The organism is Streptomyces sp. NPDC050674, from assembly GCF_040654575.1.
GTDB lineage: Bacteria > Actinomycetota > Actinomycetes > Streptomycetales > Streptomycetaceae > Streptomyces.
In genome coordinates this window covers 1-22,897 of sequence record NZ_JBFAIG010000030.1, presented here as the reverse complement: position 1 = coordinate 22,897, position 22,897 = coordinate 1, and the positions used below count along the sequence as shown (strand labels likewise).

General features: G+C 71.8%; 19 protein-coding genes and 1 pseudogene. 13 read left to right on the top strand and 7 right to left on the bottom strand.

Going from position 1 to position 22,897, the window contains the following annotated elements:
* Positions 1 to 122: 122 nt before the first annotated feature.
* The gene (locus tag AB0I06_RS32890; protein ID WP_363122525.1) at positions 123 to 1,040 is read right to left on the bottom strand and encodes a MurR/RpiR family transcriptional regulator; all 918 of its coding nucleotides are present in this window, start codon (positions 1,038 to 1,040) and stop codon (positions 123 to 125) included.
* Positions 1,041 to 1,194: 154 nt separating this feature from the next.
* Between AB0I06_RS32890 and AB0I06_RS32885 the strand changes: the two genes are divergently transcribed.
* Both AB0I06_RS32885 and AB0I06_RS32880 read left to right on the top strand, forming a co-directional pair.
* Complete coding sequence (locus tag AB0I06_RS32885; RefSeq protein ID WP_363122524.1) at positions 1,195 to 1,356, top strand: hypothetical protein; 162 nt, start codon at positions 1,195 to 1,197, stop codon at positions 1,354 to 1,356.
* 55 nt (positions 1,357 to 1,411) lie between these two features.
* The gene (locus tag AB0I06_RS32880; protein ID WP_363122523.1) at positions 1,412 to 1,813 is read left to right on the top strand and encodes a DUF3662 domain-containing protein; all 402 of its coding nucleotides are present in this window, start codon (positions 1,412 to 1,414) and stop codon (positions 1,811 to 1,813) included.
* Positions 1,814 to 2,021: 208 nt separating this feature from the next.
* On the opposite strand, the gene AB0I06_RS32875 is transcribed toward AB0I06_RS32880, so the two are convergent.
* Positions 2,022 to 3,938 carry a phosphatase PAP2 family protein gene (locus AB0I06_RS32875; RefSeq protein ID WP_363122522.1) on the bottom strand — a complete coding sequence of 639 codons (1,917 nt, stop codon included), beginning with the start codon at positions 3,936 to 3,938 and terminating at the stop codon, positions 2,022 to 2,024.
* Positions 3,939 to 4,160: 222 nt separating this feature from the next.
* Entirely contained in the window at positions 4,161 to 5,060 is a 900-nt protein-coding gene (locus tag AB0I06_RS32870) for a BadF/BadG/BcrA/BcrD ATPase family protein (protein ID WP_363122521.1), read from the bottom strand.
* Positions 5,061 to 5,300: 240 nt separating this feature from the next.
* On the opposite strand from AB0I06_RS32870, the gene AB0I06_RS32865 reads away from it, so the two are divergent.
* The 5 genes from AB0I06_RS32865 to AB0I06_RS32845 all read left to right on the top strand — a co-directional run bounded on the left by AB0I06_RS32865 (position 5,301) and on the right by AB0I06_RS32845 (position 11,681).
* On the top strand, positions 5,301 to 6,422 hold the full coding sequence (locus AB0I06_RS32865) for an ROK family protein (RefSeq protein WP_363122520.1): 1,122 nt from the start codon (positions 5,301 to 5,303) through the stop codon (positions 6,420 to 6,422).
* A gap of 274 nt (positions 6,423 to 6,696) precedes the next feature.
* Positions 6,697 to 8,025 (top strand): extracellular solute-binding protein, encoded by a 1,329-nt coding sequence (locus AB0I06_RS32860; RefSeq protein WP_363122519.1) that lies wholly within the window; start codon positions 6,697 to 6,699, stop codon positions 8,023 to 8,025.
* A 115-nt stretch (positions 8,026 to 8,140) separates the two neighbouring features.
* Positions 8,141 to 9,052, top strand: coding sequence for a sugar ABC transporter permease (locus AB0I06_RS32855; protein ID WP_363122518.1), 912 nt, complete (start codon positions 8,141 to 8,143; stop codon positions 9,050 to 9,052).
* Positions 9,049 to 9,951 carry a carbohydrate ABC transporter permease gene (locus AB0I06_RS32850; protein ID WP_363122517.1) on the top strand — a complete coding sequence of 301 codons (903 nt, stop codon included), beginning with the start codon at positions 9,049 to 9,051 and terminating at the stop codon, positions 9,949 to 9,951. Before AB0I06_RS32855 ends, AB0I06_RS32850 begins: the two co-directional genes overlap by 4 nt.
* Positions 9,952 to 9,953: 2 nt before the next feature.
* Positions 9,954 to 11,681 carry a hypothetical protein gene (locus tag AB0I06_RS32845; RefSeq protein WP_363122516.1) on the top strand — a complete coding sequence of 576 codons (1,728 nt, stop codon included), beginning with the start codon at positions 9,954 to 9,956 and terminating at the stop codon, positions 11,679 to 11,681.
* Positions 11,682 to 11,734: 53 nt separating this feature from the next.
* Here the strand turns inward: AB0I06_RS32845 and AB0I06_RS32840 are convergent, their stop codons facing one another.
* Together AB0I06_RS32840 and AB0I06_RS32835 are read right to left on the bottom strand one after the other, a co-directional pair.
* The gene (locus tag AB0I06_RS32840; protein WP_363122515.1) at positions 11,735 to 12,244 is read right to left on the bottom strand and encodes a GNAT family N-acetyltransferase; all 510 of its coding nucleotides are present in this window, start codon (positions 12,242 to 12,244) and stop codon (positions 11,735 to 11,737) included.
* A 58-nt stretch (positions 12,245 to 12,302) separates the two neighbouring features.
* On the bottom strand, positions 12,303 to 12,956 hold the full coding sequence (locus tag AB0I06_RS32835) for a nucleoside/nucleotide kinase family protein (protein ID WP_363122514.1): 654 nt from the start codon (positions 12,954 to 12,956) through the stop codon (positions 12,303 to 12,305).
* Positions 12,957 to 13,074: 118 nt separating this feature from the next.
* Here AB0I06_RS32835 and AB0I06_RS32830 point away from each other — a divergent pair, with 118 nt between their 5' ends.
* From AB0I06_RS32830 to AB0I06_RS32810, 5 genes and pseudogenes are all read left to right on the top strand, one after another.
* Complete coding sequence (locus tag AB0I06_RS32830; RefSeq protein WP_363122513.1) at positions 13,075 to 13,812, top strand: beta-phosphoglucomutase family hydrolase; 738 nt, start codon at positions 13,075 to 13,077, stop codon at positions 13,810 to 13,812.
* Positions 13,809 to 16,163: a glycosyl hydrolase family 65 protein gene (locus AB0I06_RS32825; RefSeq protein ID WP_363122512.1), complete on the top strand. Its 2,355-nt coding sequence runs from the start codon at positions 13,809 to 13,811 to the stop codon at positions 16,161 to 16,163. Before AB0I06_RS32830 ends, AB0I06_RS32825 begins: the two co-directional genes overlap by 4 nt.
* A 103-nt stretch (positions 16,164 to 16,266) precedes the next feature.
* Positions 16,267 to 17,745: a hypothetical protein gene (locus tag AB0I06_RS32820; RefSeq protein WP_363122511.1), complete on the top strand. Its 1,479-nt coding sequence runs from the start codon at positions 16,267 to 16,269 to the stop codon at positions 17,743 to 17,745.
* 65 nt (positions 17,746 to 17,810) lie between these two features.
* Positions 17,811 to 18,155 (top strand): annotated as a pseudogene (locus AB0I06_RS32815) (proteasome subunit beta); the annotation flags it as partial.
* Between the two features lie 157 nt (positions 18,156 to 18,312).
* Positions 18,313 to 19,464, top strand: a complete 1,152-nt coding sequence (locus AB0I06_RS32810; RefSeq protein WP_363122510.1) for a HoxN/HupN/NixA family nickel/cobalt transporter — start codon at positions 18,313 to 18,315, stop codon at positions 19,462 to 19,464.
* A gap of 7 nt (positions 19,465 to 19,471) precedes the next feature.
* Here AB0I06_RS32810 and AB0I06_RS32805 read toward each other — a convergent pair whose 3' ends face one another.
* Both AB0I06_RS32805 and AB0I06_RS32800 read right to left on the bottom strand, forming a co-directional pair.
* A complete protein-coding gene (locus AB0I06_RS32805; protein WP_363122509.1) occupies positions 19,472 to 20,443 on the bottom strand; it encodes a hypothetical protein in 972 nt (323 codons plus the stop codon).
* A gap of 12 nt (positions 20,444 to 20,455) precedes the next feature.
* Positions 20,456 to 21,925 (bottom strand): APC family permease, encoded by a 1,470-nt coding sequence (locus AB0I06_RS32800; RefSeq protein WP_363122508.1) that lies wholly within the window; start codon positions 21,923 to 21,925, stop codon positions 20,456 to 20,458.
* 391 nt (positions 21,926 to 22,316) lie between these two features.
* Between AB0I06_RS32800 and AB0I06_RS32795 the strand changes: the two genes are divergently transcribed.
* Positions 22,317 to 22,823, top strand: a complete 507-nt coding sequence (locus AB0I06_RS32795; RefSeq protein ID WP_363122507.1) for a DUF5709 domain-containing protein — start codon at positions 22,317 to 22,319, stop codon at positions 22,821 to 22,823.
* The last annotated feature ends 74 nt before the right edge of the window (positions 22,824 to 22,897 follow it).

Sequence of the window (22,897 nt, the reverse complement as noted above, 5' to 3'; positions counted from 1 at the left end):
GACGACCGGGTCGCGATCCGTGAGCAGTATTTATATATGCCATCCGGTTTGCAAGGAGCATGAAAACATTCATGCGCGCTTTGTTGTGGATGGTCCCGCTGTGGGCTCTCGCCGGGTGCCGCTCAGTCCCGCAGGAAGAACTGGTGCTGGTCGGCGACCTGCTCGTACTCCTCCAGCCGCGCCTGGGTCCGCTCCGGATCCGCGTCCGTCATGGCCTGGAGCAGCGCCGAGCACATCACTCCGGGAGCCGCGTAGGAGTCGAAGACCAGACGCGAGCCGGTCCCCAGGGCGAAGACGACGTCCGCCTCGTCCGCGAGCGGCCCCAGCGCCAGGTCGGTGATCAGGGCGACCTTGAGCCCGGCGCCCCGCGCGACCCGCACGGCCGTGAGGGTCTCCTGGGCGTGCCGGGGCATGGAGAACGCCAGCACCCATGTGCCGCCCGCCTCCCGTGACTGCAGCAGCGCGTCGTAGGCGACGCTGCCGCCCCTTGTCACCAGCCGTACGTCCGGATGGATCCGGCGGGCGGCGTAGGCGAAGTACTCCGCCAGCGAGACGGAGATCCGCAGGCCGAGGACCGTCAGGGGGGCGGACGAGGAGAGCTTGCGGCCGACGTCGATGACCTGGTCCGGGTCGGCGAGGTCCCGTCGCAGGTTCTCCAGGTTCTCGATCTCGGCGTCGACCGCCGCCTGCAACTCGTTGCCCTGGTTCTCCTCGCCCGGGCCGGCGGCGAAGGTGCCCAGCGCGATCGACTGGAGCTTCTCGCGCAGCGCCGGATAGCCGCTGAAGCCGACCGCCGAGGCGAACCGCGTCACGGAGGGCTGGCTGACGCCCACCCGGTCCGCCAGATCCGTGATCGACAGGAACGCCGCCTCGGTGATGTGCTCGATCAGGTACTGCGCGATGCGCCGCTGCCCCGGGGAGAGCCGGGGCCCGTCGAAGAGCGCCCGCAGCTGGGCGGACGCGGAGACCTCCGCTTCGGGGGCGGCCTTGCCCGAGGTGATCGCGGACGCCTGTGCGCGTGCCTGCTGCGGCGATGGCACCGGTGCGCCTCCTTCGTCTCCCACGGACGTTCAACATAGCTCACGCCCCGTGGTGACCAGGGCTTCTTCCGGCAGCATGACCGCCCTGCCCGGGGTTACCCGTACGCCGGGCGGGAACCCGCCGCCGCACACGACCCCGTAAGGAGCCACCGGCATGACCGTGCCCGAGGAGAACCGTCCCAAGACGGAGACCACCGACGAGCTGCTGGAACACCGCGAGGACAACCGCTCCCGGCCGCAGGGCGGCACGGGGCGCACGCTGCGCGAGGCCCTGGAAGAGGCCGAGGTGCGCCCCGACGACTTCGACGGCCGGTAGGTCACCGACCGGCATCCCCGACCGAACCGACGACGCCTGCGGCAGGAGAGACGGCATGGGCGCGCTGAGTGCGCTGGAACAGACGCTGGAGAACCGATGGGACGCCCTGTGGGCGCGGCTCACGGACAAGGAACCGGTGGAGATCGTCGACGCCCTGCGGCGTGAGTGCGACGACAACGCCGTGGTGTGCAGTGAGGGCCGCGTCATGGTCCCCAACGCCTACGACGTGGAACTCCCCGACGACGTGCACGACCACCTGACCCGCACCGGCACGGACGTGGGCCAGGCACTCACCGACAGCCTGTCCCAACACGCCGAACGCCGCGGTTACGAGTTCGCCGGGCCGCTGGCGGTCCACGTGGCGAGGTGCCCCGACGTGCCCAGCGGCCGTTACCGGGTGGCCGGCCGGGTCATGCGGCACGTGAGCGCGGACGGGTTCTTCTACGCGGCCCACTGAGGCTTCGCGCGGCAGAACCGGGCGCTCGGCGGCGATACACCGTGATCGCGTGCCCGACGTCCTCGACGGGGCGGCTGCCGCCGATCGCGGCCGGCCGCCCCGTGGCCTTCGTCGCCGGGCACGAGAATGACGCGGGGCGGGGAACGGCGGGAGCGACCCGGAGGTCCCTCATGGGCCCACTCCGCATCAGCCCCCGCCGCAGAGAGCGCTACCGCCTCACGAGGCGTACCGACAGACCGTCAGCCGTGTGGACGGGCACGGCCCGCAGCGCCGTCGAGTCCAGCTCGACACGGTCGAACCGGCCGCGCAGCCGCGGAGCGGACAGCACGGGCACGGTCGTCCCCGCCACCGGCGGCCGCTCGGGGTCCAGCCGCAGCGACAGCACACTGCCCGACCCCAGCAGGACCCGGCGGGTCACCGTGAGGGCCGGGCCGTGGCCCCGGCGCAGAAGCAGCTCCAGCGTCGACGCGCACTCCTGGACGTACGAGCCGCGCACCCGCAGGACCGTGTCCGCGCGGAGCGTGCCGCCGGTGACCCGGACGTCACCCTCGCCCAGGGCGCGCGGCGAGGCGGCGACCAGCGTTCCGGCTTCCAGTACGGTCCCCCCGCGATAGCGGTTGTGACCGGTGAGGGTGAGCGTGCCCGTGCCGCGCTTGGTCAGAGCGCCCTCGCCCTCGATGTCGTTGCGCCAGCTGTCGGCCGCGTGGAAGCCCCCGGCCGCCGCGTCCAGCGTCACGGTCACGTCCCGGTCGAAGGCGCCGTAGCCGTCCGCCGCGGCGAACAGGTTCAGCCGGCCCCACTGCTCGAAGCCGTCCAGCAGGACGTACCCGGAGGGCAGCGCGGTCGTCCGCAGCACCTCGCGCCGCTGGGCCGCGGTCAGGTACGGCAGCCGCGTCTCCAGCAGCACCTCCGCACCCTTCGGCACGGTGAGCGGGTCCTTGCGGCCGCGACGCGGCAGGACGTACGTCAAACGGGTCCCGACCGCACGGGCGTTGGCCTCGCGGTCGGCGTAGGCGTCCCCGGCACCCGGGTGGGCGTAGGCGTACAGGGTGTCCGCGGTCGTGCCGGTCCGCCGGGTGAAGTAGGCGAGGGCCTGGGCGCGGGCCGCGGCCTTGAGCTCCGCGTTCGCCGGGTAGGCCAGGGTCGCGGCGGTCAGGGCGGTGGCCATGACCCGGCCGCCGATCACGTCGACGGTGGAGTGCATGCCCGACACGATCCGGGTGTGGCTGAGCTCGAACGCCCGTGTCACGAGCTCCTGGAACCGCTCGGGCACCGCGTACGCCAGGGCCAGACCGGCCAGGTGGAAGGCGTTGGTGTGGCCACTGGGGAAGCCGCCGTCCTCCGCCGCGTTCTCGGAGCGCTGGCGCAGCAGCTGTGGGGCGACGACGACGTCCGAGTCGTACACGGGGTAGCCGAGGGCGTCCTTCTTCCCGGTGTCGACGACCTCGCTGTCCTCGTTCATCCGCCACGGGCGCGGGTACTGGAAGGCGAATTTGCCCGGGTTGCCCGAGGCGAACGGTCCGCGCACGGTGTCGACCAGCCGGGCCACCGTGCCGAGGTCGGAGTCGTACGAGCCCGCCCCGAGCGCGGACCCGGCCGGGGCGTCGGCCGGCAGGGTGTCGTTGATCTTCCCGGGGGGAGTGCCCTCCGGGGCGGTGGTGATCGACGTGACGGCCTTGGCGCCCGCCTTGTAGAGGTCGGCCAGCGGGCCGAGACCGGCGATCATGGCGTAGCTCTGGTGCTGGCGGTCGTAGAGGAAGGCCTCCTTCGCCTGTGCCTCGGTGCGGGCCTGGGTGACACGGGCGCAGTAGCGCATGTTGGCGCGCAGCACCTCATGGTCCAGGACCCGGCCGGTGTTCCAGGCGTCCCCGGTCTTCCACACCTTCGCCATGCCGCCCAGGACCCGGACGACGGCGTTGGTCTCCGGGGTCAGGTTGGCGACGACGTTCGACTTGTAGTCGTCGACGAACGCGGCGAAGCCCGTGGCGGCCTTGGCGTCGGCGGCGCCGAGCCACGTCGCGAAGGCCGGTGCGGCGAGCAGGCCCGCCGTGCCACCGAGGGAGGTCCTGAGAAACCCCCGCCGGTCGACGGTGACGGGGGAGCGGTGCCCGGCTGATGACGGCATGGGTGCGCCTCTCTGGAGTTCTGCGAGGAAGGAGTCGTGGCGTTGCGCGACAGTGCGTCGGCCGTGCGGCCGGAGGTGGTGCGGTCGGTGCGACTACCGGTGCCTCTGACGACTTCTGTGGCACCTGTTGCGTACGAGCGAAGATCTACGGCCGGGTTGTGACCCCGCGGAGAGGGTCCGGCCACCGGCCGGTGGCCGGAAGGTGAACGGCGGCCGCCCGTCTCACAGAAGCGAACGGGCCAGGGCCAGCGCGCCCTCGACCGGCGGCACCCGCAGCGGTCGCGGCCGGGCTCCGGGCAGGGACTCGGCGAGCGCGGAGGCGAATGCCTCGTACAGAGTGGGCTGGGCGAGCACGGTGCCGCCCGCCACCACCACGTCGTCCACCGGAACCCCGCGCGCTGCCAGCCGTACGACGAGCCGGGCGAGCGCCCGGCCGCCCTCGGTGATCACGGCCCGGGCGAGCGGTGAGCCCGCCTCGGCGGCGGCGAACACGGCGGGGGAGCGACGGCCCCACTCGGCGGAGACGTCCGTGGCGGCCTCCAGGGCGGCGCCGAGCGCGGGCACCTCGGCCACCCCGAAGGCGGCGACCAGCCCGGTCGCCAGCGCGTCGGGCTCCTCGCCGCGGTCGTGCGCGGCCCAGACGGCCCGCGCGGCCTCACGGACGAGGCCGGCCGCGCCGCCCTCGTCGCCGAGGACCGCGCCCCAGCCGCCGACCTGGACCGCCGTGCCGTCGGGCAACCGTCCCACCGCGACCGAGCCGGTGCCGGCGACCAGGCCGACGCCCTTGTCCAGCCCCGCGGCCGGGACGAGCAGCTCGGCGTCGCCCACGACCAGCGCGGGGACCCGCAGCCGCTGCTCGAGGGCGGCCCGGATCTCCGCGCACTGGCGTGGTGTCTCACAGGCGTGCCCGCCCACGGCGAGCGCGGCCGGCCGGACGCCGGACGGCAGGGTGTCGGCGAGCAGGGCGGCCAGCCAGTCGGCGGCGGCCCCCGGGTCGTGCGGCCGCCATCCGCTGCTGCTGCGGACACGGTCGACGAGGTCCTCGCCGTCCGCGAAGGCGCGCAGCTGCGTCTTGGTGCCGCCCACGTCGATACCGACCGCGTAAGGCGTGGAGTCCTGCACGGATCCTCTTTCGTCGTTGCGCGGACACGGCGCACGGCAGGCGAACAGCGCGCTGGACCACGGCAGTTGAAGAGGTAGGGAAGCCCCGGGACGGGCTTCTGCCGGACACGGCAGGCGAGTACCGTGCACTTCGTTAGGAAGTTAACTAACGAAGTAGGGTGCGCGTCAAGAGGCACGGAATCCCGATGCCGCGCGACCCTTGCGGCGCCCTGTTCGGCCGCAGCACGACCTGGGGAGACCATGCATCTGAGTGAGAGTGCCCGTGTGGTGTTCGACGTACTGGCGGGAGCGGGAACGGCCACCCGCCCCCAGCTGGCGGCCGGTGCGGGCCTTTCCAAGCCGACCGTCTCCACCGCCGTCGCCGAACTCGAGGCCGCCGGGCTCGCCGCCCACTCCGGGCGTGCCTCCGGCGGCACCGGCCGCAGCGCCGCCGTCTACCGGCTCGGACCCGCCGCCGGTGCCGTGCTCGCCGTCGACCTGGGACCCGCCGTGACACGGGTGCGCGGCTGCGCGCTGGACGGCACCCTGCTCGCCGAGGGCACCGGATCCCGGCCGGAGGCCGCCGACACCGTCCGCACGGTCCTCGACGCCCTGCCGGCCGGGGCTCCGCTGCGAGCCGTCGTCGTCGCCGTCGGCGATGTCACCACCCGCGACGGGGAGGGGGCCGGGGAACGCCCCGCGACCGCCAAGGCCGGCCCGGTCTTCGACGCCATGGCCGTCGCGCTGCCCGAGGGTGTGCCCGTGCACCTGGAGAACAACGTCAACTGCGCCGCCCTCGCCGAACTGCACGAAGGCGCGGCCGTCGGCCGCGACACCTTCGGCTACCTGCGCATCGGCGTCGGCATCGGTCTCGCCGTCGTCATCGGCGGCCGGGTCCTGCGCGGCGCGAACGGCGCGGCCGGTGAGGTGGCGCGCCTGCCCTACCCCTGGGACGAGCACCGCGCCCCGCGCCACGAGGGCCTGGAGCAGCGCATGGGCTCGCGCACCCTGCTGCGCCGGGCCGCCGAGGCCTGGCAGGACGCCGACGGTCCCCGCCCGCGCACCGCCGAGCGGCTCCTCGCCCTGGCCGGGCAGGGGCACGCCACCGCCCGGTCCGTGATCGACGCGCACGCCGCCGACGTGGGCCGGCTGGCCGCCGCCGTCGCCGCCGTACTGGACCCGGGCCTGATCGTGCTGGGCGGCGGCACCGGCGCGGATCCGCAGCTCCTGCCCGGGGTGCGGGCCGAGCTGGACCGGCTGAGCTGGCCCACCGAGGTGGTCAGCAGCGTGGTGGGCGACACCGGCACCGTGGCGGGGGCCAGCAGGCTCGCGGTCGCCCATGGAATTCAAACCGTGACCGGAGCTGTACGAGCGAAGCATTGACGGCTGCGCCATCGGTCTGCCAATGTCCGGACAAGCGCTTTCTGAGTCGGCCGGGACGCCGACTCCGGGTGAGCCTCCCGCACGTACGCGAAGTACGGCAGCCGCACGAGGGCGAGCTTGTGCGACGTCGGCCGTCAGGGCCGGGGACCCCACCCGTCAAGGCGACGCGGCCGGGCGAGGCCGTGCCCCCGGAAAGCGAAATCTCCTGCAAAATGCACCCGTGCCGCCTCGGCTGGCGCCGTGCTTCTTCCGCTACGACGAAAAGGGATTGAAGATGACCAGTCTGGGTGTGCGGCGCTCGCGCCGGCTCGGCCGCGGCGGTATACGTCGCGTTGTTCCCCTCGCTGCCGTCGCCACGGCAGGTGCCCTTCTGCTCTCCGCCTGCGGGTCGGGGTCCGACTCGGGCGGGAACGCCAAGTCGCTGACCTTCTGGATCTCCACGGTCCCGGGCCAGGACGCGGGCTGGAAGAAGATGGTGTCGCAGTACAAGAAGGACACCGGCGTCACCGTCAAGCTCGTCAACATCCCCTATGACGGCTACACGACGAAGCTGCACAACGCCGCCCAGGCGAACTCCCTGCCCGACGTGGCGGCCGTGCCGGCGCTGGACCCGATCTGGTCGAGCAAGCTGATCGACCTCAGCTCCATCGCCGGCAAGAAGAGCAACAAGATCAACGCCAACTTCCTCGCCAAGGACTCGTCCGGGAAGGTGCTCGCCATCCCCTCGGACGTCACCGCGTCCGGCCTGTTCATCAACAAGTCGCTGTTCAAGAAGGCCGGTGTCTCCTTCCCGACCTCGCCGCAGAAGACCTGGACCTGGACCGAGTTCATCAAGGCGGCGAACAAGGTCCGCGAGAAGACCGGTGCCAAGTACTCCCTGACCTTCGACCAGTCGCCGTCCCGGCTGCGCGCCATGGTGTACGAGATGGGCGGGAAGTACGTCCACGCGGACTCCTCCGGCAAGTTCTCGGTGGACGCGGCGACCAAGAAGGCCGTGAACACCTTCGTCGGCTGGAACGACAACAAGATCATGCCGAAGTCGGTGTGGACCAGCGGCGCCGACCCGTCCGCCATGTTCCAGAGCGGTGACGTGGTCGCCTACTGGTCCGGCGTGTGGCAGGTCGCCGCCTTCTCCGAGAGCATCAAGAAGTTCGACTGGGCCAGCGTCCCCACTCCCGCCCAGCCGGTGCAGGCCAGCGACGTCAACAGCGGCGGCATGATGGTCGGCTTCAACAACAACGGGGAGGCCGCCACCGCCACGCAGAAGTTCCTGTCCTGGATCTACGAGCCGGACAACTACCGCGTGCTGTGCGAGGCCTCCGGCTTCCTGCCGGTCGAGAGCGGCCTGAACCCGAAGTACCCCTTCAAGTCCGAGGCGGCGCAGGCGGCGTTCAAGCTCTACAACGAGTCGATCCCGCTCTACGCCCCGATCTCCGGCTACTTCAACGGCGCGCAGACGCAGTGGGTGCTGAAGGGCAAGAGCCTCACCGAGGACCCGACCAAGACGGAGCTCGGCAAGGCGATCAACGGCCAGCAGTCGCCCGACAAGGCCCTGGAGAACATCGTGGCCGGCTACAACCAGCAGGTCGGCGGCGGATCGTAGGCCGCCGGGCCGGGCGGCGGCGAGACACCGCCGCCCGGCCCCGGACGCGCCCCGTGATGCCGGGCTCACGGCGTGAGCCCACCGCAATCCCTTCCACCAGCACGGAGTCAGGAAGATGACCACACACGCCTCGGACGTGTCCACGAGCCCGCCCAGGAGACGCAGCAAGTACACCCTCGCGCCGCTCGTCCTCATCGCGGCCAATGTCGTGCTCTTCGCGCTGTTCTTCGTCTGGCCTGCGGTGATCGGGCTCCTGTACTCCTTCACGAATTACACGGGCGTGGGGGTCTTCCAGTGGATCGGACTGGACAACTACCACAACCTGTTCGGCGACTCCACGTTCTACGACGCGCTGACCCGGACGCTGCTGTACACCGTCCTCTTCGTCCCGCTGAACTTCGCGCTCTCGCTGCTCGCCGCCAACCTGGTGGTGAACAAGCACGCCAAGGGATCGTCGGTCGCCCGCGTCATCTTCTTCATCCCGTGGCTGCTGTCGCCGATCGTCGTCGGCGTCCTGTGGCGGTGGATGTTCGGTGAGAACTTCGGACTGGTCAACTACGTCATCGAGAAGCTCGGCGGAGGCGCCGTTCCGTGGCAGTCGAACGCGGACCTGTCGCTGCTGGTCGTGGTGATGGCGGCAGCCTGGGCGTGGACCGGCTTCACGATGCTGCTGTTCATCGCGGCGATCAAGAACGTCCCGGTGTCGTACTACGAGGCGGCCGAGCTCGACGGCGCCGGTCCGTGGCGCAAGTTCGTCAGCATCACGCTGCCGAGCATCGCGCCCACCTCGTTCATCGTCATCCTGCTCAACACGATCAACGCGATGAAGGAATACCCGGTGTTCGTCGCCCTCAACAACGGCGGACCCGGAACCTCGAACAACCTGCTCGTCCAGTACATCTACGAGACCGGCTTCAAACGGGGTCAGATCGGCTACGCGAGCGCCGCGTCCTTCGTGCTCATGCTCATCCTGATGGCCGTCGCGATCGTCCAGCTGATCGTCAACCGGCGGGTGGAGAACCGATGACAACCACAGACATGCCCCGCCCGCTCGACACCGACGCCAAGCAGCCCGTGCCCAGGAAGCGGCCCCGCAACGCGGCCGGCGGCGGGCTCCGGCGGGCGGTGCCCGCGACGACACTGCTGTGGATCCTGGCGTGCCTGTACGGTGTGCCGGTGCTGTGGTTCATCCTCAGCTCCTTCAAGCCGGCCAGCGACCTGTTCTCCTATCCGCTGACGCTGGTCCCGCACAACCCCACCCTGTCGGGCTTCAAGGCAGCGTGGGACAGTGCCAACTTCTCCCAGTACTTCATCAACACGGCCATCGTGTGCGTGATCACGACGATCCTCACGGTGGGAGTCAGCTGCTGCACCGGGTACGCGCTGGCCAAGTACGACAACAGGTGGCTCAAGGCCTTCTTCCTCTGCATCCTGGCCACCACGATGCTGCCGGGCGAGGTCATGCTCGCCCCGGAGTTCCTGGTGGTCCGCAACCTCGGCCTGTACAACTCCTTCGCCGGCATCATCCTCCCGGCCGTGCTCACCGCGACCGGATGCTTCATGTTCCGCCAGTTCTTCCTGACGGTGCCCGACGAGCTCGTGGAAGCCGCACGCATCGACGGCGCCCGCGAACTGTCGATCTTCCTGCGGATCATGGTGCCGGTCTCCCGGCCCATCATGCTGACCCTCGCGATCCTGTCGTTCCAGTGGCGGTGGAACGACTACATCTGGCCGCTGCTGATGCTCAACGACCCCAACAAGTTCACCGTGCAGATCGGCATCCAGAGCATCGTCGGCGCGCAGAACATCAACTGGTCGGTCCTGCTCGGCGCCTCGGTCATCTCGATGATCCCGCTGATCGCCATCTTCCTGGTCTTCCAGCGCTACGTCATGGGCGCCGACATCAACGCCGGACTGAAGGACTGACCGTGCCTCCTGCGCTCGACCGCGAGTTCGTCCGTGCGGTGGCCGGCGCCGCCGACCGGCTGGCCGCCCCGCTGGCCGCCCGCCCCGACGAGGAACCCGTCGCTGTGCCCCACCGCGCCCTGGCGCGCCGGGCGAAGACCCTGATCGCGGCGTACCGGTCCCCGGACTCGGCCCTGCACGGCAGCGGCCGGGCCGTCGCCGCCGCGACGGCCCACCTCCGGGCCCTGCGGGCCGTGCAGACACCCACCGGCCTCTTCGCCGGCGGCGACAACGTGCAGTCACCGCCGGACTCCGGGTTCACCGTCAACGACGTGTGCGACGCGCACGTCCTCGCCGCCGGGGCGGGGCCGGAACTGCGTGATGTCACGGCCGCGCTCGCCGAGATCGCCGGCGCTGCGACCGGCAGTCTCCTGACCGGTGGGGTGCACACCCCGAACCACCGCTGGGAGCTGTGCGCGGCGCTGGCCCGGCTGCACAGGTCGTTCCCCGACGACCGGCTCCTCGACCGCGTCGGGGAGTGGCTCGCCGAGGGCGTGGACATCGACGCGGAGGGCCTGTACTCGGAACGCAGCGCCAACTACGCGGCCCATGTGTCCAACCCGTCGCTGCTTCTGCTGGCCGAGGTCCTCGGCCGCCCCGATCTGCTGGACGCCGTCGAACGCAATCTCGCCACGACCCTGGACCTCATCAGGCCGGACGGCACGGTGGAGACGGTCCTCTCGCGGCGGCAGGACCAGAACCAACCGTTCCCGCTGGCGCCCTACCTGCCGCACTACCGGCTGCTCGCGATCCGCACCGGCCGGGGCGACTTCAGCCGGGCGGCGCTCCTCGCGGCGGCCGGCGGCATCGACGACCCCGACCTGCTCGCCGAGACCCTCCTGACCCCCGACCTGTGCCGGGTCCTGCCGGCACCGGATGCGGAGACACTCCCGCGCGAGCGGTACCTCAGCACCGCGCGCCTCGCCGCACGCGCGTCGGCCACCGCGCACACGGTGGTGTACGGCGGCTCCGACGTGCCCGAGCAGCGGCGCATCCGCTCGGGCCTCGCCTGCAACCCCACCTTCCTTCGCCTGTTCGCCGGGGAAGCGGTCCTCGACGCGGTCCGGCTCTCCCGGGGATTCTTCGACCTGGGCCCGTTCCGCGCCGCCGACGTGCGGCAGCCCGCCGACCACCGGTACCGCCTCACCGAAACCCTCACAGCCGCCTACTACCAGCCGCTGTCGCCGGACCGCCACCGGCAGGACGGCGCCTACCTCATGGCGGACGAGGGGCGCTTCTCGGCTGCGATGGCCTTCCCCGACCGGCCGCGGGACGAGGTCTCCCACACGACCCGCGTCGAGGCGGACCTGCGGGAGGACGGCGCCGACCTGCGGATCGACATCAGCGGACCACGGGTGCCCTGGTGCCTCGAACTGACCTTCCGGCCCGGTGGTGTGCCGGAGGGCGCCGTACCGCTCGGCGACGGGCGCTGGTGCCTGACGACCGGGTCGATGACCTACCGGGTCGGTGACGACGAGATCCGGGTCGAGGCCGAGGTGGCGTCGGGCGAACCGCTCGCCGGGCCGGACCGGAGCGAAATCCTGCGGTACGACCCGGGTCAGGACTACACCGTGGTGGGCGGCACGGACGCCACCACCGGGAACCGCGTCTACATCGGGGGGCTCGGCCCGCACACCCTGACCCTCGCACTACGCGCCCACCGTCCAGCGCAGGGGCCCTCACGCGGGTGACCGGCGACGCGTCCGGAGAAGCGGAACCGGCCCCGCCGGGCTGAGCCCGCGCCTCACGCGCCGGGGGCCGGATCCACGACGTCGGGTGCCTGGGCGGCGAGCAGCTCCAAGGGCTCGCCGCTGAGCCGGCACACGGTCCACTCGTCCATCAGTTCCACCCCGAGCGACTTGTAGAAGTCGATCGTGGGCGTGTTCCAGTTCAGGACCCACCACTCGAAGCGGTCGTAGCCGTTGCGCCGGCAGGTCGCGGCCAGGGCCGCGAGGAGGGCCTTGCCATGGCCCGCGCCGCGCGCCGAAGGACGTACATAGAGGTCCTCGAGGTGCATGCCCCGGGTGCCCGTCCAGGTCGAGAAGCGCGGGAACCACAGGGCGAAGCCGACGGTCCCGCCGGCGTCGTCGTCCTGGGCGATCAGGGCGTGGGCGGCCGGGTGTTCGCCGAACAGCGCCGCGCGCAGTTGCTCCTCGGTGGCCCGGGCCTGCTCCTCGGCCCGTTCGTATGCGGCGAGTTCACGGATCATCGAGCGGATCTCGGGAACGTCGTCCGGGGTCGCGGGCCGGATCATGGGCCCATCATGCCGGACCGGTCCGGATCACCGGGCCCGCTGTCCGGCCCCGCCCCGATCACCGAGCCCATGACGCCCCGTCCGTCCGGATCACCAGGTCGGCCCGTCCCCGGGTCGCCGCGACCAGTTCGGCGTTGCGTTCGTCCGAGCGGGACACCCAGGCCGCCGCCTCCTCGTGCGTCTTGCCGAACTCCTCGTGCCGGGCGACCAGCCGGCGGACGCGTTCCGGCTCGGGCAGCTCGCAGAACCACACCTCGTCCAGCAGAGCGCGGACCCGGGACCAGGCGCCGGTGTCCAGGAGGAGGTAGTTGCCCTCGGTGACGACCAGACGGGCCGTCGCGGGCACCGGGATCGCGCCCGCGATCGGCTGCTCCAGGACGCGTTCGAAGCCCGGGGCGTACACGATGTCGTCGCCCGGCTCGTCGCGCAGCCGCCGCAGCAGAGCCGCGTAACCGGCCGCGTCGAACGTGTCGGGCGCGCCCTTGCGGTCCCGGCGGCCGAGGCGCTCCAGTTCGGCGTCGGCGAGGTGGAAGCCGTCCATGGGGACATGCGCGACCCAGGAGTCACCGGTGCCGTTCAGCTCCCGCACCAGGTGCTCGGCGAGCGTCGACTTGCCGGCGCCGGGGCTGCCCGCGATACCGAGGAGCGCGCGCCGGCCGCCTCGCGGGAGGGCCCGGGCACGGCGGACGAGGTCGTCGAAAGTGAGCGGCACACGGAGAGTGTGTCACCCGGTGCCGGGCGAGAACCCCCGGCGGATGCACCCCGCACGCCCCCCGTGATGTGGCGTGCGCCACTCACTGGAACATCGCCGGGCGGGGAACGGGACCTGTATGACGCAGCTCGGACTACCCGAAGGCATCCACGCCTGTCTCTTCGACCTCGACGGCGTCGTCACCAAGACGGCCGTCGTGCACGCCGCGGCCTGGAAGGAGATGTTCGACGCCTTCCTGCGCGAGCGTGACGGCGCGGACTTCCGGCCGTTCGAGGCGGCGGACTACGACGAGTACGTCGACGGGCGGCCACGCGCCGACGGGGTGCGCACCTTCCTCGCCTCCCGCGGCATCGACCTGCCCGACGGTGACCCGGACGACCCACCGGGCGCCGAGACCGTGCACGGACTGGGCAACCGCAAGAACGACCTGGTCCTGGAGAAGATCCGCACCGACGGCGTCGAGGCCTACGACGGCACCCTGCGGTATCTGGAGGCCGTCCGCGCGCACGGGCTCGGCACCGCGATCGTCTCCTCCAGCGCCAACTGCCGTGACGTGCTCCGTTCGATCGGTGCCGAGCACTTCTTCGACGTACGCATCGACGGTGTGATCGCCGCCGAGCGCGAGCTGCCCGGCAAGCCGCACCCCGACACCTTCCTCGCCGCCGCCGGGGACCTCGGCGTCGAGCCCTCCGAAGCGGCCGTCTTCGAGGACGCCCTGGCCGGCATGGACGCGGGCCGCGCGGGCCGTTTCGGGTACGTCGTCGGAGTCGACCGGGTCGGGCAGACCGACGCGCTGTACAAGCACGGCGCCGACATCGTGGTGAAGGACCTTGCCGAACTGGGGGACACGCAGTGATCACACAGCGGGCGTACAGCGTCGAGCCCTGGACCGTGCGCGAGACGGAACTCAACCTCGACGTCCTCGCGCAGAGCGAGTCGGTGTTCGCCCTGTCCAACGGGCACGTCGGCTGGCGCGGCAACCTCGACGAGGGCGAACCGCACGGCCTGCCCGGCTCCTACCTCAACGGCGTCCACGAAGTGCACCCGCTGCCGTACGCCGAAGCCGGCTACGGCTACCCGGAGTCCGGCCAGACCTCCATCAACGTCACCAACGGCAAGGTGCTGCGGCTGCTGGTCGACGACGAGCCGTTCGACCTGCGCTACGGGCGGCTCGTCACCCACGAGCGGACCCTCGACCTGCGGCGGGGCGTCCTGGAACGGGTCTGCGAATGGACCTCCCCGGCCGGCTCCACCGTCCGGGTGCGCTCCACACGCCTGGTGTCCCTCACCCAGCGCGCGATAGCCGCCGTCGCCTACGAGGTGGAGCCCGTCGACAGCCGTACCCGCGTGGTGCTCCAGTCGGAACTCGTCGCCAACGAGAGCCTGCCCGAGCCGGACGGCGACCCGCGCGCCGCCAAGGCGCTGAAGTCGCCGCTGGAGCCGGAGGAGGACCTCGCCGAAGGCAGCAGACTGCGGCTGGTCCACCGCACCCGCCACAGCGGCCTGCGCGTCGCGGTGGCCGCCGACCACACCGTCACCGGCCCCGACCGGACCACCACCAGCAGCGAGTCCAACGTGGACGTCGCCCGGCTGACCGTCACCTCCGTGCTGGAACCGGGCGAGCGGCTGCGCATCGAGAAGCTGGTCGCGCACGGCTGGTCCGGCACCCGCTCCCGGCCCGCGATGAGCGACCAGGTCGAGGCGGCCCTCGCGGCGGCCGGGCACAGCGGCTGGCAAGGGCTCCTGGAAGACCAGAAGGCCTACCTCGACGACTTCTGGGCGCGCGCCGACGTCGAGATCGACGGCGACGAGGAGATCCAGCAGGCCGTCCGCTTCGCCCTGTTCCACGTCCTCCAGGCCGGCGCCCGCGCCGAACAGCGGGCCATCCCCGCCAAGGGGCTCACCGGCTCCGGCTACGACGGCCACGCCTTCTGGGACACCGAGGCGTTCGTGCTGCCGCTGCTGACCTACACCGCGCCGAAGTCCGCCGCCGAGGCCCTGCGCTGGCGCCTGGACACCCTGCCCGCCGCCCGCGAACGCGCCGCCCAACTCGGCCTGCGCGGCGCCGCGTTCCCCTGGCGCACCATCGAGGGCTCGGAGGGCTCCGCGTACTGGCCGGCCGGCACGGCGGCCTTCCACGTCGGCGCCGACATCGCCGACGCGGTCGTGCGGTACGTGGCGGTCACCGGTGACGAGACCTTCGAACGCGAGGTCGGGGTGGAGCTGCTGGTGGAGACGGCCCGCCTGTGGCGCTCCCTCGGCCACCACGACGACCGGGGCCTGTTCCACATCGACGGCGTCACCGGACCGGACGAGTACAGCGCCATCGCCGACGACAACACGTACACCAACCTCATGGCCCGGGCGAACCTGCTCGCCGCCGCCGACGCCTGCAAACGCCACCCCGACGAGGCCGCGCGGCTCGGTGCGGACGAGGAGGAGCGGGCCGCCTGGCGGGACGCGGCCGAGGCCATGCACATCCCCTACAACGACGAACTCGGCGTGCACGAACAGCACGCCGGCTTCACCCGCTACCAGCGCTGGGACTTCGACCGCACCGGCCCGGACCAGTACCCGCTGATGCTCCACTTCCCCTACTTCGACCTGTACCGCAAGCAGGTCATCAAGCAGGCGGACCTGGTGCTGGCGATGTACACCTGCGGTGCCTTCTTCGAGGAGTACTTCGACGAGGAGCAGATCGCCCGCAACTTCGCCTACTACGAGCCGCTGACGGTACGGGACTCCTCCCTGTCGGCCTGTGTCCAGGCCGTCATGGCCGCCCGCTCCGGCCATCTCGACCTGGCCGCCGACTACACGGCCGAGGCCGCGCTGATGGACCTCGGCGACCTGGAGCACAACACCCGCGACGGCCTGCACATCGCCTCGCTGGCCGGCACCTGGATGGCGCTGGTCGCCGGGTTCGGCGGCATGCGGTGCACCGACGGCACCCTGCGGTTCGCGCCCCGCCTGCCCGAACGCTACAGCCGGCTCGCCTTCACGGTGGGCTTCCTCGACCGGTGCCTGCGCGTGGAACTCACCGCCGACCAGGCCACGTACACCCTCAACTCCGGCCTGCCCCTGACCATCCACCACCACGGGAGCGAACTGACGGTGACCGAGGAGGCGCCCGTCTCCCGGCCCGTTCCCGAGCCGGTCCACCGCCCGGCCCCCCACCAGCCCCCGCACCGCGCCCCGCACACGCGCTGATCTCGCCTCCGGGGTCAGGCACATGGCCGAGTTCCGCCCTGCGCTGCCCCGCACCGCGGGTTAGCTTGACCGGGGTAGTTGATCACCGGAACAAGGGGCGAACATGGCCGATGGCGCGAGCGCCGTCCTCGTTCAGAGGAGAAGACGGCGGCAGACGGCCGGGCCGCGTACCCCCGGCAGGGTGCGCGGCGACCGGCCGCTCGCCGTCCTGGCCGCCGTCTTCACCCTCGCGCAGCTCGTCCTGGTCCGGCCCGTCCTGGGCCTCGGCTGGGACGAGATCGTCTACGTCAGCCAGGTCACCTCCCACCACCCCGCCGCCTTCTTCAGCGCGCCCCGCTCCCGTGGCGTCTCGCTGCTGGCCGCGCCCGTCGCGTCCTGGTCGTCGTCCGTCCCGCTGCTGCGCGTCTATCTCGCCCTGCTCTCCGGGCTCGCCCTCTACCTGGCCCTGCGCGCCTGGCGGGGCCTGTTCCCGACCCGCGTGCTGGTCGTCGGCGGGGCCCTGTTCGCCTCGCTGTGGATGACGCTCTTCTACGGTCCGCAGGCCATGCCGAACTACTGGGTCGCGATCGGCGCCCTGATCAGCGTCGGCTGCTTCCTGCGCCTCCGGGCGGAACGTCCCTGCGCGAGACTGTTGTGGGGTCTGGCGGCCGGCGCCGCGCTGATGGCGTGGATGCGCCCCACCGACGCGGTCCACGTGGCCGCACCCCTGCTCGTCCTCGCCCTCGCGCGGCGCCACTGGCGAGCCCTGCTCGTCCTCGCGGCGGGACTCGCGGCGGGCGCCGTTCCCTGGGTGATCGAGGCCTACGTCGGTTACGGCGGTCTGGCGCAACGGCTGGCGGAGGCCTCCCGCATCCAGGGCGGACTGGGCTGGCAGATCGCCGTCGACGACCAGCTGCGCAGCCTGGGTGGACGGGCCCTGTGCCGGCCGTGCACCGGCTCGATGCCCAACCCCCTGGTCACCCTCTGGTGGTTCGCCCTGCCCGTCCTGGCCGGCCTGGCACTGGTCGTCGCGGTGCGCGCCCGGCGCCCGGCGCCGACCCTGGTCCCGCTGGCCTGCGCCACCACGGCCGCCCTGCCGTACCTCTTCATGATCGGCTACGCGGCGCCGCGCTTCCTCCAGCCGGCCTACGCGCTGCTCGCGCTCCCGGTCGCGGACGCCCTGTGGCACCTGGTCCGCACCCGCGGCGGAGCATGGCGCCCGGTGGCCGCCACCATCGTGGCGCTCTGCCTGGCCGGGCACCTCGCGGCGCAGCTCGCCGTCCTGAACGGCGTCGTGAGCCGCAACACCGAGAGCCGACGGGACTGGGACCGCACCGCGGCTGCCCTGCACCGGCTCGGTGTCCGTGCGCCCTGCCTGCTCACCGGCCACGAGGCCATCCCGATCGGCTACTACACCGGCTGCTCCTCGGGGGCGACGTCCGGCAACAACGAGAACATCACCGTGACGGACATCCTGCGCTCCGCACGGCGGATCCCGGTCGCCCACCTCGCACCGGCCGGCGGCACCCCGCCCCGCTACGCCCGCTCCTGGCCCGTGCACCGGATCTCGGACCTGGACGTCCGTGTCGCACCGCGTCCCTGACGCCGCACGGCGGGTTTCCCGGCCGCCCGGCTCAGGCAGGAGCGCGTCGACGGCCGGCTCCCGGGGGCGAACACGGCCGCATCTTCTCCTATGACGTCACCGGGGGCCGCTACGAGAAGTACGGCTTCCACGCCGAGGGCTCCGGATCGCCGTACGCGCGGGGCGCGTTGAAGAAGCTGTACCGCCCCGGCACGACCCGCCGCGAAGCGGCCCTGGCCGCCCTTCAGGCGCTGTACGACGCGGCGGACGACGACTCCGCGACCGGCGGCCCCGACCTCACGCGCCGCATCTACCCGATCGTCGCGCTCATCACCGAGGACGGCTTCGAGCGGCCGGCCGAGGAGGAGACCGAGGAGCTCAGCCGCGAGATGGTCGAGCGGCGCCGGACCCGGCCGGACGGACCGAACGCCGAGGTCCGATCCCGTCGGCCCGCCGCCCCCGGGCGGAGTTTTCGCTTCCATGGACAAGACCTGTCGCGGGCTTTACTGCACAAGACTTGCAGGTACCGGAGGATGGCGCGAGGCTGTTCGACGCAGCCGTCCGTACGACAGAAAGACCCGCCCCCCGATGACGGCCGCCCCTGAGTCCACTCCACCCCTCCCCGCCCCGGCCCCCGCCCAGCGCACGGCCTGGCACCGCGTCCGCACCTCCATGACGCGGCGGGAGTGGACCAGGGTCGGGGGGATGGCGGCCTTCATCCTGGCCCTGCACGTGATCGGCTGGTTCACCCTCGTCGCGATCGTCACCCCGGAGCACCGCACCCTGGGCACGCAGACCTTCGGCGTCGGCATCGGCGTCACCGCGTACACGCTCGGCATGCGGCACGCCTTCGACGCCGATCACATCGCCGCCATCGACAACACCACCCGCAAGCTGATGGGCCAGGGACAGCGCCCGCTGTCGGTCGGCTTCTGGTTCTCCCTCGGCCACTCCAGCGTCGTCTTCGCCCTGGCCTTCCTGCTCACCCTCGGTGTGAAGACCCTGGCCGGGCCGGTACGCGACGACGGCTCGGCGCTGCACGACGCCACGGGCCTGATCGGCACGGTCGTCTCCGGGACGTTCCTCTACCTCATCGCGGGCGTCAACCTCGTCATCCTGGCCGGCATCTGGAAGGTGTTCCGCGCGATGCGCTCGGGCCGCTACGACGAGGCCGCCCTGGAGGAGCAGCTGAACAACCGAGGCTTCATGAACCGCCTGCTGGGCCGTGTCATGAAGTCGGTGTCCAAGCCCTGGCACATGTATCCGCTGGGCCTGCTGTTCGGCCTCGGTTTCGACACCGCCACCGAGATCGCCCTGCTCGTCCTGGCCGGCTCCGGCGCCGCCTCCGGACTGCCCTGGTACGCGATCCTGTGCCTGCCGGTCCTGTTCGCCGCGGGGATGTGCCTCCTCGACACCATCGACGGCTCCTTCATGAACTTCGCCTACGGCTGGGCCTTCTCCAAGCCCGTCCGCAAGGTCTACTACAACCTCACCATCACCGGCCTGTCCGTCGCCGTGGCCCTGCTGATCGGCACCGTGGAACTCCTCGGCCTCCTCGCCGACCGGTTCGGCCTGCACGGCCCTTTCTGGGACCGCGTCGCCGGCCTGGACCTCAACGTCCTCGGCTACGTGGTCGTCGCCCTGTTCTTCGCCACGTGGGTGGTGGCCCTGGTGGTGTGGAGGGTCGGACGCATCGAGGAGAGGTGGTCGGGGGACCTGGCCGGGCCGCCGGGCTCCTGACAGGTGCTCAGGAGCCGAGCCGCAGTTCCTTGCGCCACTTGACGATCTGCTTCTCCGCGTCGCCCGTGTACGACCAGGGCGTGCGGGTCGCGCGGGTCCCCAGCATGCCGAGCAGGACGCCCGCGATGTCGGTGGCGCCGGCGGAGCAGGCGGCGTGGGCCAGGTAGCCGAAGTCGCGCAGTTCGGCGGGCGTGATCGCGGTCTGCGTCCGGCTCATGACCCAGCGCTGCCAGGTCCGCCGCACGTCGCTCAGCGCGCCGTCGTGGTTCCAGTGCTGCGAGAGCCCCACGGCGGAGTGCCTGCCCTGTGCCGCGTCCAGGGCGAAGCGGTACTCCTCGACCCGGGCGTACTGCACCAGCACCGGCAGCGGGCAGCCGGGCGGTGCCACCCCGGCCGCGTCCCGGGCGAAGTCGTACATCAGGCCGTGCGTGCCGTGCCAGCGCGCCGAGTAGTAGTGCAGCACCTGTAGGTGTCCCTCGACGCTGTAGGGATCACGCGCGTGCAACTCGTCCCACCAGCGCCCCAGTTCCTGCCGGCGCACCCCCGACGGGTACAGGCGCGCCACCGAGATCAGCGACACCCAGGGCGTCGGATCCTCCGGGCAGGCCTGCGCCGCCGTCAGGCAGGCCAGCACCGCGGCGTCCACGCGGTGCTGGTCGATCGGCACGCCCCGCCCCGCCGCGATGGCGGTGTTGAAGGTACGGGCCGTCTCCGTCGCCGCCCGCAGCACCAGCGCGTCGGCGCTGTGCGGGTCCGCGGAGAGCCAGGACTCCACCGTCGAACTGCCCGCGCAGGCCTGGGCGAGCTGCCGGACACGGTGCCCCCGCGCCGCCCAGTCGCCCCCGGTGGCGCCCAGCAGGTCCCGCAGCCCCTGCCAGCGGCCGATCACCACGTCCTGACGGGCGGAGGTGAGCCCGGCGTCCCCGCAGTCGGGGTCGAAGTCGGGAGTGAAACCACGTCTGAGACCGCCTCGCGCCATGGGAGTCCCCCCTCAGAAGTCGGTGGAGAGACCCTCGTGGACCCGGGCGTGCGCGGCCTGTTCGTCGGGGACGTAGTCCGTCTCGACCGCGCGCGAGGCGTCCAGCTTCGCGGGCCGGTAGTAGTCGCTGCCCTGTCGCCAGTACCAGAGCATCGGGACGAGCCCGACCGCGAGGCCGCCGACGCCGATGGTGATGGCGGCGCTGCTCAGCTCGCTCAGCGACTCCACGAACACCCAGAACATGAACAGGGCGCCGCACAGCGGCCACAGGCCGCCGAAGAGGAAGTTGGCGGGGGACGTCAGCAGCGTCTTGCGGTAGGCGACCACCACCGCGAGCCCGGCGAGTCCGTAGTAGACCGCGATCTGCAGGCCGATCGCCGAGATGGCGTCGGAGAGGATGTCACCCACCGAGCCCAGGGCGTTGGAGGCGATGAACATCACCAGCGCCACCGCCCCGACCACCACGATCGCCACCCAGGGCGTGTTCCACCGGCGGTGCACCCGGCCCAGGGCGGACGGCATCGTACGGTCCCGGCCCATCGCGAACAGCGAGCGCGTGACCTGGATCAGCGTCGTCTCCAGGGTGGCGATGGTGGACAGCATGACCGCCACGATCAGCAACTTGCCGCCCCAGCCGGGCCAGACCTCCTCGCCGAGCACCGCCAGCACGTTCGCGTCGTTCTCCTCGATCTGCCGCGAGGTCAGGATCACGTTCACGGCGATGGTGAACACCTCGAACAGCAGGAAGACGATGCCCACCCCGATCAGGCCCGCGAGGCCCGTGGTCCGGCGGCTGTCGCGGGTCTCCTCGCTGAGGTTGCTGGTGACGTCCCAGCCCCAGTAGTAGAACGCGGCGACGAGCGCGCCCGAGGCGAAGCCGGCCATGCCGTCGAAGTGGGAGAAGCCCAGCCACGACCAGTCGAAGGCGCGGGCGTTGCCGGTGTGGAAGAAGGCGAGCACCGCGAACAGCGCCAGGATGGCCAGCTCGACACCGGACATGATCAGCTGCGCCCGGACGGTGAGCCGGGCACCGCCCAGCACCACGCCCAGCATGACGAGGAACCACACCGCGCCGACCACCGTGGCCAGCGCGGTGTTGTCGGCGAGTGTGTCGTCGAACAGCGCGAGGGTCATGGACCCGGCGGGCAGCGAACCGGCCACCATGAAGATCGTCGCCGAGATCACCAGCGCCCAGCCGCTGATGAAGCCGAGGAACGGGTGGAGCGTGCGTCCCACCCACGAGTAGCTGGCGCCCGCGTTGACGTCGATCCGGCCGAGGTAGCTGAACGCCAGCGCGATGCCCAGCATGGGTATCGCGCAGTACAGCAGGGCGGCCGGGCCGGCCAGTCCCACCGCACCGACGAGGACGGCGGTGGTCGCGGCCAGCGAGTACGCCGGGGCGCTGCCCGCGACCGCCATCACAACGGTGTCGAACGTGCCGAGGACGTTGGCCTGCAGCCCTCTGCCCCTGCTGTTGCTCATGGATGCGCTGCTTTCACTTGTGCACGACCGGAAGCGGGCATGCCGTCCCGGAGGCGTTGGGGGGTGGGGTGGAGCTCGCCGCCGGACGGAGAAAGGTGGCCTCGGGCCCGGGGGCGATGAAAAAGGGGTGATGGATACCGCGCTGCCGCCGTGTCGGCACTCGGTCACACCGTGTGTGCGAGTGATGATAGCCCTACTCCTTGATCTTTCAAGCTTGACTGATCGGTAATGTCCGGGCGGCCGCCCGGTTCTGACTCCCGTCGGCCGGCGGACGTTCGGCCGCCCTCCCGGCCGGGAGACATTCGCCGAGGTTAGAGCCCGCGTAACGGGAAACGCGGAACGGACAGAACACACCCACGAGTCGACGCAGCGCGACAAGGAGGCAGGAGTGATGGGCACGGAACCGACGCACCCCGAACCGATGGCGGACGACGTGTACCAGCCCACCGGGACCAACGAGGAGCAGGAGGACGCCGCGCCGCTTGACCTGCAGGACGCCGTCGACGAACGGACCTACGACGACACCCTGGACGAGGGCTACTCCCCGCCGGAGAAGCCCCTCGGCGTCACCAAGCGCGGCACCACCGCCGCCGAGCAGCACGAGGGCGAGTCCCTCGACGAACGGCTCGCCCAGGAGGTCCCCGACGTGTCCGCCGAACCGGTCGGCGACGGGGTGGGCGACAGCCCCGACGGCGACGGCGAACCGGTGGACCCCGAGGCGGGCACCGAGAGGGCCGGACGCCTCGTCGCCCCGGACGAGGGCGCGCACGCCGACACCACGAAGGAGAGCGTCGCGGCCGACGTCGGCATCGACGGCGGCGCGGCCGGCGCGGAGGAGGCCGCCGTGCACGTGGTCGAGGAGGACGTCCTGCTGCCCGAGGACGACAGCAGAGGGTGAAGCGCCGCCCGCCACCTGAGGCGGGGGCAGTCATGCGGGAGGCCACCGCGACCGGACGCCCGGCCGCGGTGGCC